Origin of the sequence: Paracoccus acridae, from assembly GCF_014642735.1 — a bacterium.
GTDB lineage: Bacteria > Pseudomonadota > Alphaproteobacteria > Rhodobacterales > Rhodobacteraceae > Paracoccus > Paracoccus acridae.
The window spans coordinates 98441-112013 of sequence record NZ_BMIV01000007.1 but is presented as its reverse complement, the minus strand read 5'-3'; the positions used below and the strand labels follow the sequence as shown (position 1 = coordinate 112013).

Annotated in this window: 15 protein-coding genes and 1 riboswitch; of the genes, 10 read left to right on the top strand and 5 right to left on the bottom strand. The window is 66.9% G+C overall.

Going from position 1 to position 13573, the window contains the following annotated elements:
- Window positions 1–88: 88 nt before the first annotated feature.
- From IEX25_RS11895 to IEX25_RS11865, 7 genes are all read left to right on the top strand, one after another.
- A complete protein-coding gene (locus tag IEX25_RS11895) occupies window positions 89–280 on the top strand; it encodes a heavy-metal-associated domain-containing protein (RefSeq protein ID WP_103172926.1) in 192 nt (63 codons plus the stop codon).
- Between the two features lie 134 nt (window positions 281–414).
- Window positions 415–717, top strand: coding sequence for a hypothetical protein (locus tag IEX25_RS11890; protein WP_103172927.1), 303 nt, complete (start codon window positions 415–417; stop codon window positions 715–717).
- 6 nt (window positions 718–723) lie between these two features.
- A complete protein-coding gene (locus IEX25_RS11885) occupies window positions 724–1401 on the top strand; it encodes an NAD-dependent deacylase (RefSeq protein WP_103172928.1) in 678 nt (225 codons plus the stop codon).
- Between the two features lie 30 nt (window positions 1402–1431).
- A riboswitch (cobalamin riboswitch) is annotated at window positions 1432–1625 on the top strand.
- A 135-nt stretch (window positions 1626–1760) separates the two neighbouring features.
- Entirely contained in the window at window positions 1761–3620 is a 1860-nt protein-coding gene (locus tag IEX25_RS11880) for a TonB-dependent receptor plug domain-containing protein (protein ID WP_188715249.1), read from the top strand.
- Window positions 3607–4416 (top strand): ABC transporter substrate-binding protein, encoded by an 810-nt coding sequence (locus IEX25_RS11875; RefSeq protein WP_229665150.1) that lies wholly within the window; start codon window positions 3607–3609, stop codon window positions 4414–4416. The genes IEX25_RS11880 and IEX25_RS11875 overlap by 14 nt, the downstream gene beginning before the upstream one ends.
- Complete coding sequence (locus tag IEX25_RS11870; protein ID WP_103172931.1) at window positions 4413–5399, top strand: FecCD family ABC transporter permease; 987 nt, start codon at window positions 4413–4415, stop codon at window positions 5397–5399. Before IEX25_RS11875 ends, IEX25_RS11870 begins: the two co-directional genes overlap by 4 nt.
- Window positions 5396–6136, top strand: a complete 741-nt coding sequence (locus tag IEX25_RS11865; protein ID WP_188715310.1) for an ABC transporter ATP-binding protein — start codon at window positions 5396–5398, stop codon at window positions 6134–6136. The genes IEX25_RS11870 and IEX25_RS11865 overlap by 4 nt, the downstream gene beginning before the upstream one ends.
- Here IEX25_RS11865 and parA read toward each other — a convergent pair.
- Both parA and IEX25_RS11855 read right to left on the bottom strand, forming a co-directional pair.
- A complete protein-coding gene (gene parA / locus IEX25_RS11860) occupies window positions 6133–6768 on the bottom strand; it encodes a ParA family partition ATPase (protein WP_103172933.1) in 636 nt (211 codons plus the stop codon). The two genes, IEX25_RS11865 and parA, sit on opposite strands and share 4 nt — an antisense overlap.
- Before the next feature lie 61 nt (window positions 6769–6829).
- Window positions 6830–7171 (bottom strand): antibiotic biosynthesis monooxygenase family protein, encoded by a 342-nt coding sequence (locus IEX25_RS11855; RefSeq protein ID WP_103172934.1) that lies wholly within the window; start codon window positions 7169–7171, stop codon window positions 6830–6832.
- A gap of 122 nt (window positions 7172–7293) precedes the next feature.
- Here IEX25_RS11855 and IEX25_RS11850 point away from each other — a divergent pair, with 122 nt between their 5' ends.
- Entirely contained in the window at window positions 7294–8334 is a 1041-nt protein-coding gene (locus tag IEX25_RS11850; protein WP_103172935.1) for a dipeptidase, read from the top strand.
- A gap of 76 nt (window positions 8335–8410) precedes the next feature.
- Here the strand turns inward: IEX25_RS11850 and IEX25_RS11845 are convergent, their stop codons facing one another.
- Both IEX25_RS11845 and hemA read right to left on the bottom strand, forming a co-directional pair.
- Complete coding sequence (locus tag IEX25_RS11845) at window positions 8411–9673, bottom strand: helix-turn-helix domain-containing protein (RefSeq protein WP_103172936.1); 1263 nt, start codon at window positions 9671–9673, stop codon at window positions 8411–8413.
- Between the two features lie 113 nt (window positions 9674–9786).
- Entirely contained in the window at window positions 9787–11016 is a 1230-nt protein-coding gene (gene hemA, locus IEX25_RS11840; RefSeq protein WP_103172937.1) for a 5-aminolevulinate synthase, read from the bottom strand.
- Between the two features lie 167 nt (window positions 11017–11183).
- On the opposite strand from hemA, the gene IEX25_RS11835 reads away from it, so the two are divergent.
- The gene (locus IEX25_RS11835; RefSeq protein ID WP_188715247.1) at window positions 11184–12569 is read left to right on the top strand and encodes a M20/M25/M40 family metallo-hydrolase; all 1386 of its coding nucleotides are present in this window, start codon (window positions 11184–11186) and stop codon (window positions 12567–12569) included.
- 91 nt (window positions 12570–12660) lie between these two features.
- Here IEX25_RS11835 and IEX25_RS11830 read toward each other — a convergent pair whose 3' ends face one another.
- Window positions 12661–13221, bottom strand: coding sequence for a transglycosylase SLT domain-containing protein (locus IEX25_RS11830; protein ID WP_229665149.1), 561 nt, complete (start codon window positions 13219–13221; stop codon window positions 12661–12663).
- Between IEX25_RS11830 and IEX25_RS11825 the strand changes: the two genes are divergently transcribed.
- Window positions 13220–13537, top strand: coding sequence for a hypothetical protein (locus IEX25_RS11825; RefSeq protein ID WP_188715316.1), 318 nt, complete (start codon window positions 13220–13222; stop codon window positions 13535–13537). The two genes, IEX25_RS11830 and IEX25_RS11825, sit on opposite strands and share 2 nt — an antisense overlap.
- The last annotated feature ends 36 nt before the right edge of the window (window positions 13538–13573 follow it).

The window sequence follows — 13573 nt, the reverse complement described above, 5'->3', positions numbered from 1 at the left end:
GCATTCCCCATGCCTTGCCCTTGCCGCCTTGCAGGATCATGCTGCACCCGACTTGTCAAACCCCCACTCACCCCCAACGAGGACAGCCATGACCTTCACCGTCCCCGACATGACCTGCGGCCATTGCAAGGCCGCCGTCGAGACCGCCATCGCAGATGCAGGCGGCCGCGCCACCGTCGATCTGGCGCAGAAGACGGTCACCGTCGAAGGCCTGGACCCGGACCGCGCAGCCCAAGCGATTCGCGATGCCGGATACGAGGTTTTGCAGGCAACGTCCTGACGGCGCGCAGGAACCCTGCCGCACACCGCCTGATTGAGCGGGCGGCCCGTTCCTGATAACATCACCCCCGGACGGGCATCGCAGACCGGGACAACCGGCCCCCGCCGAACAACATGAAATCGAGGAGACAGTCCATGCTCAACCGCATCGTCATTGCGGCCGCGGCCATCATGATGACCGCCCCCCTGGCCGTGGCAGGCCCCATCGACAGCGCCTGCGTCCGGTCCGAACGCGCCCGCGGCAATGCACCCCTGTGCGGCTGCATCCAGCAGGTCGCCAACCAGACCCTGTCGCGGTCCGACCAGCGCCGCGCTGCGTCCTTTTTCCGCGACCCGCACCAGGCGCAAGAGGTGCGGATGTCGAAAAGCGATGCCGACAACGCCTTCTGGGCACGCTACAAGCGGTTCGCCTCCCAGGCCGAGGCTTACTGCCGGTAGGCCGCCTTGCGCATCACCGTCCTGACCGGCGCGGGCATTTCCGCCGAAAGCGGGCTTGCGACATTCCGCGCCGTCAACGGCTTATGGGAAAACCACCGGATCGAGGATGTGGCGACGCCCGAGGGTTTTGCCGCCGATCCGGCGCTTGTCCATCGCTTCTACAACATGCGCCGCAAGGATGGCTCCGGCGCACGCCCCAATGCCGCGCATCTGGCCCTGGCCGATCTGGCGCGGCGGCATGACGTGACGCTGGTCACGCAGAACGTGGACGACCTGCACGAACGCGCGGGCAGCACCGATGTCATCCACATGCATGGCGCGCTGTCCGGCGCGCTTTGCGCGGCTTGCGGGCATCGCTGGCGCGCGCCGATGGTGATGCAGCCTGAAGACCCCTGCCCCGCCTGCGCCCGTCCGGCGACCCGGCCCGACATCGTCTGGTTTGGGGAAATGCCCTATCACATGGAACGCATCTGGGACGCCCTGGAAGGGTCCGACCTGTTCGCGGCCATCGGCACGTCCGGCAACGTCTATCCGGCGGCGGGATTCGCCCAACACGCCCGCCGCAACGGCGTCGAATGTCTGGAACTGAACCTGGACGCCAGCGCCAATGCCCGCGACTTCCACCGGCGCATCATCGGCCCTGCCAGCCGCACGGTGCCGGACTGGGTGGCATCGCTGGGCTGATTGGCCTTGCCTCATGACAGGTTTGTGAGCTAAAGGCGGCCCTGCCTCGGTTCCGGGTTGATCCCCGGTTAAAAGGGAACGCGGTGCGAATCCGCGACTGCCCCCGCAACTGTCAGCGGAGAGCGAGGCCGGATTGACGCCACTGGTTCCGCCCGCGGGATTGGGAAGGCCCGGCCAAGCGATGACCCGCAAGTCAGGAGACCTGCCGAACGCGATCACCCTGACGGCGCGCGAGGGGCGCGCCGGATACGGAAACTTCCGTCGTGGTGGTGTCGCTGTCCGGTGGGTTCATCCCCCTGGACGAACCGCATCGCGCCCGGGCCGCACGCATCGCCCGGGTTTCTGGAAGGATGTCTTTCGTGACGCCGAAACCCTTTTTCCTGTCCCTGACCGCAGCCCTGGCGCTGACGACCGCCCTGCCCGCCGCCGCCCAGGATGCCGCGGCAAGGCCCTTCGTCCTGGACGACCTGACCCTGACCGCCAATCGCGAACCGACCGAGCTCAGCCGCTCGGGCAGTTCGGTATCCGTGCTGACCAGCGAAGACCTGCAGGACAGGGCCAGCCAGCCCCTGACCCGCAGCCTGACCAAGCTGCCAGGGGTGACGCTGCGCCAGTCGGGGCCGCTGGGCACCCTTGGAGTGGTTCAACTGCGCGGCGCGCCCGCTCAATACCTGCCTGTGGTCATCGACGGGATCGAGGTGTCGGACCCCGCTGCCGACAAGACCTACTATAATCTTGGAGGCCTGGTCAGCGCCGGCATCGACCGTGCCGAACTGCTGCGCGGAGCGCAGTCAGCGCTTTACGGGACTCGTGCCGTGGCAGGCGTCCTGTCCCTGCAATCGCTGCGCCCGACCGAGGATGGCCTGCGCCACCATTTCGGGATCGAGGCAGGCACCTATGACACGCTGACCGCAAGCTATGGCGCGACGCTGCGCCAGGACGACTTGGACCTTGCATTTCACGTCAGCCATATCCGCACCGACGGCTTTTCGGCCAAGGACGAAAACGAGGGCAACTTCGAGGAGGACGGGTTCGAGGCGACGCGCCTGTCCTTCTATTCCGAACACCGGCTGCAGAACGGGGTGACAATCGGCTTCAACGGGTTCTGGGAAGACAGCACCGCGGATTTCGACGATTTCCAAGGTGACGTGCCAGGCACGCCGGGCAACGACTATACCGAAAGCGAAAGCTATGGCCTGCGCGGTTTTGCCCGATTCACCACCGGCGCGGTCGATCATGACCTTTCCCTGACCCGTTATCGCATCCAGCGGAAATCATATCAGGATTTCGCCGCTCCTACCTTTCTGCCGGACGTCGTGGAAACCAGCGAGTTCGTCGGCACCCGCACCAAGCTGTCCTGGCAGGGCGCAACCGATATCGGCCAGGGCGTCCGCGCCGTCTTCGGTGCGGATACCGAGAAAGAGGAAGTCGCGGACAAGGGCAATGCCCGCATCAACGGGGTCTTCGTGGAAACGACCGCTGCCTTGGGGGACCGCTTCGACATCACCACCTCGCTGCGCCGCGACGACCATTCGCGCTTTGGCGGGTTCACTTCGGGGCGGGTCGCAGCCGTTTATCGCGCCGACAATAACCTGCTGTTCCGTGCGGCCCTTGGCAACGGCTTCCGCGCGCCGTCGCTTTACGAACTGTTCAGCGAATTTGGCGATGCTTCGCTTGAACGCGAAGAAAGCCGCACCTACGAGGTCGGGGTCGAAAAGCAATGGGGCGACAGCCATCTGCGGGCCACGGCTTTCTGGCTCAAGGCAGAGAACCTGATCGGGTTCGATCCTGCCGCGACGGCCTGCGGCCAACCCTTCGGCTGCTATGCCCAGGTGCCCGGCACCACCCGCCGCCGGGGGGTGGAAATCGATGGCCGTTATGCCTTCGGGACGGGCCATGCGCTGACCGCCAGCTATACCTTCATCGACAACCAGGCGAATGTCGAATGGGCCAGCGTGCCCGAACGCGTCCTGAACCTGGGGGCAGAGACGAGTTTCGCGACCGGCACCATGGCCGCGATCGAATTGCAGCATGTCGCCGGGCGGGCGGACGATCTGGACGACTTCACCACTGTCGATCTCAGCGTCAGTCATCCGGTCCGCGACAATGCCACCGCCTATCTGCGCCTGGAAAACGTCTTCGACGAGGAATACCAATGGGTGCGGGGCTATGGCACCTCGGGGCGGGCGGTTTATGCGGGGCTTCGTGCGTCGTTCTAGGACCATTCTGGCGGCGGTCCTGATCGCCGCCGCGGCCCTGCCCGCCGCCTCTGGATCGGCGGAGGCGGCCCCGCAGCGCGTGGTGTCGATGAACCTGTGCATCGACCAGTTGGCGATGATGCTGGCCGCGCCGGGGCAACTGGTCTCGGTCAGCAGTCTGGCGCAGAACCGGCGCTTGTCCCCCATGGCCGAACAGGCCGTCGCCCATGTGCCGAATACCGGGCGGGCCGAGGAGATCTATCTGCTGCGTCCCGACCTGGTGATCGCAGGGACCTATACGCCCCAGGCCACGATCGCGATGCTGCACCGCCTGGGATTGCGGGTCGAGATCCTGCCCCCGGCCGAGGATTTCGACGCCATCCGCGCCCAGATCACCCGGCTGGGCGCCCTGCTGGAAAGGCAGGCCGCCGCACGCGATCTGCTGGCCCGCTTTGACGCGGATCTGGCGGCGGCGCGTGCCCCGTCCGGGCGCGGCCGGGCGGCGCTGTATTATGCCAACGGCTTCACCTCGGGACCCGGCACCTTGGCGGGCTCAATCCTTGGCGCGGCGGGATACGACAATATCGCAGCGGATCACGGCATCTCGGCCACGACCCACCTGCCGATGGAATTGCTGGTGATGGCCCGGCCAGACCGGCTGATCACGGGCGCGACATGGCCGGGCCAGTCGCAGGGCGAGGCGATCCTCGACCATCCCGCGCTTGCCGGTATCGCCCCCACCGAAAGACAGGTCACCGATCGCGACTGGGTCTGCGGCACGCCCTTCGTCACGCGTGCCATCCGGTCGCTGAGATGAGGAAATGGTCCGTCACCCTGTCGGTGCTTGTGGGGGCATTGTTCCTGGCATCCCTGCTGACAGGACCGGCTGGCCTGCCCGCGATGGATTCGCTGCGGGCGCTGGCCTTCGGAGGCGACGGACCGATCCCCATCGTGATGCGGGAAATCCGCCTGCCCCGCGCGATCCTGGGACTGGCTATCGGCGCGGGCCTGGGCCTGACGGGGGCCGCGCTTCAAGGCTATCTGCGCAATCCCTTGGCCGAACCGGGACTGATCGGCATCTCGGGCATGGCGGCCCTGGGCGCCGTGATCGCGATCCAGACCGGGCTGTCGCTGGCCGCGATGTCGGCGCTGCCCCTTGCGGCCATGGCGGGGGCGACGGCGGGGGTGGCCCTGCTGGTGGCCCTGGCGGGTCCGCGCGGCGGGTCCGTGACGCTGATCCTGGCGGGGGTCGCGATCTCGGCCCTGGCGGGCGCGGGCACCGCCCTTGTGCTGAACCTGTCGCCCAATCCCTATGCCGCGAACGAGATCGTCTTCTGGCTGATGGGATCGCTTGCCGACAAGTCCATGCTGCATGTCTGGCTGGCGCTGCCGCCCATGGCACTGGGCGCCGGGCTGATCCTGTCGGTCCGCCGCGCGCTTGACGCGCTGACGCTTGGCGAGGCTGCCGCGCAGACCCTGGGCATATCGGGAACCGGGCTGCGCTGGCGCCTGATCGCGGGGACGGCCCTGGTCGTCGGACCGGCGACGGCCGTGGCGGGCGCCATCGGCTTCGTGGGGCTGGTGATCCCCCACATCCTGCGGCCCCTGGTAGGCGCGCGGCCATCCGCCCTGCTGCCCGCTTCGGCCCTGGGCGGGGCGGCGCTGCTGCTGGCGGCCGATGTCGCAGTGCGGCTGATCGTGCCGGATCGCGACCTGAAGCTGGGCGTGCTGACCGCCATCGTCGGCGCACCTCTGTTCCTGCACCTGATCTGGAAGACCCGCAGCGGGGGGCGCGTCTGATGGTCCTGCGGCTTTCCGGCCTTTCCGTCACCCGCCGCCGCCGTCCGGTGCTGCACGGCGTCAACCTGGCCCTTGGCAGCGGAGAGTTCGTGGGCCTGATCGGACCCAACGGCGCGGGCAAGTCATCCCTGATGGAGGCCGCGCTTGGCCTGATCCCCTTCACCGGCACCTCTAGCCTGGCCGCGATGCCAGCCGACCGGCGTGCGCGCCATGCCACCTATCTTCCGCAGTCGCGCGAGATCGCCTGGCCCGTCAGCGTCGAGGATCTGGTGGCCCTGGGACGCATCCCCTGGCCCGGCGGCGGGCGCAGCGGCGAAGACCGTGCCGCCATCGACGCCGCCATCGCCCGCATGGGGTTGGAGGCGTTTCGCAAGCGCACCGCCCTGCGGCTGTCGGGGGGCGAACAGAACCGCGCCCTGATCGCCCGTGCCCTGGCGCAGGACACGCCCATGCTGATCGCGGACGAACCCATCGCGGGCCTTGACCCGGCGCAGCAACTGGCCTGCCTGCGCCTGTTCCGCGACCTGGCGGCGGAAGGGCGGACCGTGCTTGCCTCGATCCACGACCTGGGGCTGGCGGCGCGGTTCTGCACGCGGCTGGTGCTGCTGTCGGGCGGGCATGTGCTGGCGGACGGTCCCGCCGATGCCGTGTTGGGCGACGACCTGCTGCGCCGCGCCTTCGGCATCACCGTGCGCCGGGTCGAGACCCCGGACGGTCCGGCGATCCTGCCGGTCTAGGCCATGGCGGCCAGAACCTCATCCGTCAGGGCCGCGATCTCGTCCCGCGCGGGGCCGCTGGTGGCACGTTCCAGGGCGGCTGTGCCCTGGCCCAGCGTCTCGGCGTAAAGCACCCGATTGGCGACCTGGGTTCCTGCCACATCGGCGCCCAGGTCGGCGGCCTTCTGCGCGACCTCGGCCGACAGCCGCGTGTTGGGACGCACCCGGTTCATCACCACCAGCACCGGCGCCTTTTCGCGCCGCGCCAGATCCAGCACGCCTTCGGTCGCCCAAAGATCGACATGGCTGGTGGCGACCGGCACCAGTACCAGATCGGCCACCCGCAGCGCCGGGCGCAGGTCGCTGTCGATCTTGGGCGGTGTGTCGATGATCACGAAATCGAACCGCTTCTTCAGCTTCTCGGATTCGTAGCTGGCCCCCCAGGCGGACGAGGTGGAGAAATCCATCGCCTCATCCTCGCCCCGCGTCTGCATCCGTTCGATGAACCAGCGGCCCAGGCTGCCCTGCGGGTCGGTGTCGATCAGGGCCACGGAATGGCCCCGCCCATGCAGGCTGACGGCCAGGTTGACGGCCAGCGTCGTCTTGCCCGATCCACCCTTCTGCTGCGCGACCGTGATGATCCTGCCTGCCATCGCCCTCTCCTGCCCTCGGGGTTGACGGAAGGTTAGCGGTCGGGCGCTGCCATTGCACGGGTTATTTCGCAGGCGCAGCATCCGTGTTGAAGACGGCCTGGACTTCGTACATCACCGGCTCGAAGCTCTTGCACATGCCGTTGATGTCGCGGTTCCGGCGCCGCATTTCGTCGCTGCGCAGCATGGCCTGGTAATCCTTGCGATCGCGCCATTGCGAATAGGTCGCGATGCGGGTCTGCGCATCGTTCAGGTGGATCGCCCCCGACACGAAGCCCGGCTGGCGGCGGATCACCTGGTCCCAGGCCTCGGTCAGCAGATCCAGCACGTCATGGGCGCTGCCGGGCGTCACCTCGAAGGTGGTGATGACGGTCTGTCCATCGAAATCGGGGCGGATGTCGGGCATGGCTGGCGTCTCCTGTCGCTTGCAGGGCCAGCCTAAGGCCGAATCGCGCTGCCCGCCAAGCGCCAGCCATTGCCGCCCGCGCAGGGATGTGCATGGTCGGGCCAGGATTGAAGGAGAAGCGGATGATCCCGGTATTCGACGGCCACAACGATTTCCTGCAACGCGTGGTGACAGGGGGCACCGGGGTCTGGCTGGACGGCGATGGCACGGGCCATCTGGACCTGCCGCGGGCGCGCGCAGGCGGGATGATCGGCGGGTTCTTCGCGATCTGGATCCCCTCGCCCCAGGGGCCGAACGACTCCGCCGCCGTGGCGCTGATGGAAAACCCGCCCTTCGCCATGCCGCTGCCGGAACAGATCCCCTTTGCCCAGGCCCTGCCCCATGCCTTTGCCCAGGCCGCGGCGCTGAAGGCGCTGGAACGGACCGGCACGCTGGACATCGTCACCACCGCGCGCGGCATCCGCGAAACCGTCGCTGCGGGCCGCATCGCCGCGATCATGCATATGGAGGGGGCAGAGGCGATTTCCGACATGGACGCCCTTCACCTGTGGCACGCGGCGGGCCTGCGGTCCCTGGGGCCGGTCTGGTCCCGGCCGACCGCCTATGGCCACGGCGTGCCTTTCGCCTTTCCCTCCTCGCCCGACACCGGGGACGGGCTGACGGATGCGGGCAAGACCTTGGTCCGCGAATGCAACAGCCTGCGGATCATGCTGGATCTGTCGCACCTGAACGAGGCGGGCTTCAACGATGTCGCCGCCCTGTCCGACGCGCCGCTGGTCGCCAGCCACAGCTGCGTCCACAGCGTCAGCGAAAGCAGCCGCAACCTGACCGACCGGCAGTTGCAGGTGATCGCCGACAGCCGCGGCTTGGTCGGGCTGAACTTCGCCTCCAGCTTCCTGCGGGAAGACGGGCGGCGCCTGCCGCTGGAGGGCTTCGACACGATGTTGCGCCACCTGGACCGGATGCTGGCGATGCTGGGCGAGGATGGGGTAGCCCTGGGGTCCGATTTCGACGGCGCCCTGATGCCGCGCGACCTGCCCGATGCCGCCGCCCTTCCCGCCCTTCTGGCCCAAATGGAAGCGCATGGCTATGGCGAGGCCTTGATCCGCAAGATCGCCAGCGAAAACTGGATCAACCTGCTGGAACGCACCTGGGGGGAATAACCCCCTTCATTCATTCTGGGCGAAATATCCTGCAGGGGGTCCGGGGGACGCAAAGTCCCCCGGCTGTCGCGGGACGCTATTCCGTTGTCGTCTGCGCATCCGTGACGGGCGTTGCCTGCGCCACGGCGATCAGCTGCGCCAGTTCGGGATCGGCATTCAGATCGGCAAGGGCAAAGCTGCCCGTCACCTCCTCGGGCGACAGCTTGATGTTCTTGACCACCTGCGGGCCGGGCGCCGCCGGACCAAAGGTCTGGCCGTTGACTGCGAAATAGACGGCCCCGGAATTCCCCGTGCGCAGCAAGGGCGGCTCCTCCAGGGCGGGCAGCGTGAAGCGTTCGCCCGCATCCATGATCTTTTCCAGCAGAACCGTCCCGTCGGCCGACGTCACGCGCACCCAGGCAGGCCGCGCCGCTAGCAGTTCCAGCGCGGGGGCATCGGGCGCGACGGTGATCGCGGCCGCCGCCTCCTCGGGCATGGCCGGGCCGAATTCGACCGCCCCGGCCTCGGCCAGGGCGCGCTGGATGGCGGTCGCGGTCTCGGGAACGGCCTGCGCCTCGCCCGTCGGGGCAGGGACCGACGTCAGGCCAGGGTCGATGGCCGCGATGGGACCGTCGCGCGCGGTCAGGACCGGCGCTTCCAGGATCTGCGGGCGATAAAGCCTGTCCAGCCCTTCGGGCTGCGGCAAAGCCTGCGCCAGATCGGTGGTGTCGGACAGATCCAGGGCGGGTTCGGCCATGCCGGCACCCTCGACCGGATCAAGCGCGGTCACGACGCCCGGCGCATTCTCGCCCGGGGTCAGGGTCACGCGCTGGACCTCTTGCAGGACGGCCCAGCCGCCATAGCCCAGTCCACAGACAAGCGCGATTAGCACCAGCACTGCGCCGACCGCGCGCGGCTCGATGTCGGACCAGAAGCTTTCCTGCTGGGGAATGAACAGCGCCTTGGGATTGGCCAGGGCCTCGACCGGATCCGAGGGCCGCTTCAGCGGCTTGGGGCCCGCCGCCGCCTGGGCCATGCCATGCGTGGGCTGGAAGCCGGATTCCAGGCAGAACCGCCGAAAGGTCCAGTCGGGATCCATCCCCAGATAACGGGCATAGGACCGGACATAGCCCGACACGAAGCTGGGCGCGTCAAAGGCGGTGATGTCGCAATTCTCGATCGCGGCAACGTAAGAGGCACGGATGCGCAGTTCGCGCTGCACATCCAGAAGCGACTTGCCCAAAGTCGCCCGTTCGCCCCGCATGATATCGCCAAGACGCGTATCATCGTCGAGGAAATGATGCACTTCCTCCACCTGCGAAATCTCCTCTGCCGGGTTCTCAGCCCGCAGCCTGCTCATTTTCTGTCTGCCTCATTGCCCGATTAAGGAACACCGCCACGAATCAAACGGTTCCTCGTTTTTCTTATATCGAGCTTATCACGCAGGCGAGAGCAGTTCACTCGTGGAATGCGTTACGCGCTCATTTCCTGTCGGTTGAGCGCGCAATGAGACCACAACCTGTCCATGGCCTTGACCAGATGGTCGATCTGGCGCGGCGCATGAACCGGCGAGGGGGTGAAACGCAGCCGTTCGGTACCGCGCGGAACGGTGGGGAAGTTGATCGGCTGGACATAGATGCCATAGTCGCGCAGCAGCATGTCCGACAGCATCTTGCAATGGACCGGATGGCCGACATGGACCGGAACGATGTGGCTGCCGTGGTCGATGATGGGCATTCCCAGCGACTTCAGCCGCATCTTCAGGATCCGCGCGTGCAACTGCTGCGCATCGCGCAGGTGCTGGCCCTCGGCGCCCTTCAGGAACCGGATCGAGGCCGCGGCACCCGCCGCCACAGCAGGCGGCAAGGACGTGGTGAAGATGAAGCCCGGCGCATAGGACCGGATCGCGTCCACCATCTTGGCGCTTGCCGCGATATAGCCGCCGAAGACCCCGAAGGCCTTGCCCAGCGTGCCGTTGAAGATGTCGATGCGGTCCATCAGCCCGTCGCGTTCGGCCACGCCGCCGCCGCGGGGGCCATACATGCCGACCGCATGCACCTCGTCCAGATAGGTCAGGGCGTTGAATTCGTCCGCCAGATCGCAGATCGCCGCGATGGGACCAAAGTCGCCGTCCATCGAATAGATGGATTCGAACGCGATCAGCTTGGGCAGGGTCGGATCGTCGGCTTCCAGTAACTGCCGCAGATGCGCAAGGTCGTTGTGGCGGAAGATGCGCTTGGCGCCGTCGAACCGCTTGATCCCCTCGATCATGGACGCGTGGTTCAGTTCGTCCGAATAGATGATCAGGCCGGGGAACAGCTTGCGCAGCGTGGAAAGCGTCGCGTCGTTGGCGATATAGGCGCTGGAAAAGACCAGGGCGGCTTCCTTGCCGTGCAGGTCGGCCAACTCGGCCTCGAGCCGCTTGTGATAGATGGTCGTGCCCGAGATGTTGCGCGTGCCGCCCGAACCGGCGCCGACGGCGTCCAAGGCCTCGTGCATCGCCGCCAGCACCACCGGATGCTGGCCCATGCCCAGGTAATCGTTGCCGCACCAGACGGTGATGTCCTGCTTTTCGCCATCGGGGCGCGTCCAGACGGCTTGGGGAAACTGGCCCTTCACCCGCTCGATGTCGATGAAGGTCCGGTAACGGCCTTCCTCGTGCAGCCGACCGATAGCCTGGTCCAGGGCGGCATCATAATTCATTGCGGGCGTTCCCTTGCATAGCTGGCTGGGGGCAATCATTGTCAGATCGCGCGCGGTCTGACGTTGATACATGTCAAATGACGCGAATGACAGGTTAAAATTGTCGCACGTGGACCAAAGGACCATTGTGAATACTTAGAAAACGACTCGGAAAGACAAAGGACGACATGGCACAGGATACCAGATTGGACGCGGTCTTGCACCGGCTGGATGAAGGATTGGATGCGGCCCTGGACCGGCTGGCGGCCTTTCTGCGCATTCCCTCGATCTCGACCGATCCGGCCCATGCGGGCGATGTGCGGGCCGCCGCCGCGTGGTTGCGGGACGAACTGGCCGGGATCGGGTTCCAGGCCGAAATCCGTGACACGCCGGGGCATCCCATGGTGATCGCCCGGTCGCAGCCGGGCGGCGCGCGGCCATTGCTGTTCTATGGCCATTACGACGTGCAGCCGGTCGATCCCCTGTCGCTGTGGGACCACCCGCCCTTCGACCCGGTGATCGAGGACACGCCTGCGGGCCGCGTGATCCGCGCACGGGGTGCGTCGGACGACAAGGGCCAACTGATGACCTTCGTCGAAGCCTTCCGCGCCTGGCGCGAGGTCCATGGCGAATTGCCCAGCGACCTGATCCTGCTGCTGGAGGGAGAGGAGGAATCCGGCTCGCCATCCCTGCGGCCCTTCCTGCACGAGAATGCCGATGAGCTGCGCGCCTCGCTGGCGCTGATCTGCGATACGGAACTGTTCGGCGGAACGCGCCCGGCCATCGTCACGCAGTTGCGCGGACTGGTGGGCGAGGAAGTCGTGATTCGCGGCGCCGACCGCGACTTGCATTCGGGCCTGTTCGGCGGACTTGCGGCGAACCCCATCATGGTGCTGGCCCAGGCGCTTGCGGCGCTGAAGGACGGGGATGGCCGCGTCACCCTGCCCGGCTTCTACGACGGCGCAGATGACCTGACCCCCGAGTTGCGCCGCGACTGGGAGTCGCTTGGCTTCGACGCGGGCGCGATGCTGGGCCGCGTGGGCCTGTCCCATCCCATCGGCGAGGCGGGCCGGATACCGGTCGAGATGGCCTGGAACCGCCCCACGGCGGAAATCAACGGCATCACCGGCGGCTATACCGGCGAAGGCTTCAAGACCGTGCTTCCGGCCGAGGCGCGGGCCAAGGTCAGCTTCCGCCTGACCGGCCGCCAGGATCCCGCCCGCATCCGCGCGGCCTTCCGCGACCATGTCCGCAGCTTCCTGCCCGCCGATTGCACGGTCGAGTTCCACGAACACGGCGGCAGCCCGGCCAGCGTCATGGATACCTCGGATCCGGCTTTCGCGGCGGCACGGGCGGCCTTGGGCGATGAATGGGGGCAAGAGGCCGCCTTTATCGGCAGCGGCGGATCCATTCCCATCGCGGGGGATTTCAAGACCATCCTGGGCATGGATTCCATGCTGATCGGCTTTGCCCGCGACGACGACCGCATCCATTCCCCGAACGAGAAATACGACATCCGCAGCTTCGCCAAGGGCGCCCGGTCCTGGGCACGCATCCTGGCCGCGCTTCGCTAGACACGGCAAAGGGCGGGGAAATCCCCGCCCTCATCTTCTGTGCCCAAATATCCTGGGGTGAGGCTCGGAACGAGCCGAGGGGCGAAGCCCCTTACGCCTTCGGCCGGCAATAGCTCTGGCTGCTGGTCCAGGCCGCGATGTCGGCGCGCTTGGACGCGTTGCGCAGGGGCGCCCAGTCCCGCGCGATGCCGCGCCAGCCGTTGCCGTCATGGGCGACCGCGTTGTCCCGCGCGACCTGGCGCGACATGATCTTGACCGCGCAGGACATGTTGTCGCCGCCGTTCTTGATGTTGCCGTCGCAGCCATAATTGCGCCAGGTCGCGGGCGCGATCTGCATCAGGCCCAGCCATTTCCCGCCGCCGCCGCTGGCCTGCGGGTTGTAGGTACTTTCATGCTTGGCCACCGCCGACAGCAGGCCCGCCCAGAAAGCTTTGCGACCCGTGGTGTTCAGTTGTTCATAGTTCGGGCAGAAGCTGTCGATGTCGCCCGGCACGCGCGACAGGATCGTGACCCCTTCGCGGTCCAGGGCCGCCAGCGTCGCCTGCGTCCACTGCTCGGACCCGGTTGCCTGACCCCACCGCATCGGCGGCTTGACGGCAAGCTGCATCTGCTGCGCTTCTGCCTCGGCCTTGGATTGGGACTGCGGGGTCATGGTCGACTGGCACGCAGCCAGGAAAGCCAGGGCGGCGAGTGGAAGGAGCGCAGCGCGCATCAGGGCCTCGGGGGTTGTTTCGTTGAACAACCCCATATCCCGGTTGGAAAATCTGGCAAGACGGCAGCAAAATCATCGGCGGCAACACGCCAAGCTGCAGAATTCCGATGATCGGAAATCCGCCGACGGTCTGTTTTCAAAGCCGTTTGTTAACCATTTACGTCATTTTCGCGGCCGGATCGGCAACTTGTCGCTGACGATCACGACAGGATTTTTGGCGTTGCCGCCCCGTGACATCACCCGCGTGCTGACCTAAAAGGCTGCATCTGAAATACGCGCCAGACCTATCCGA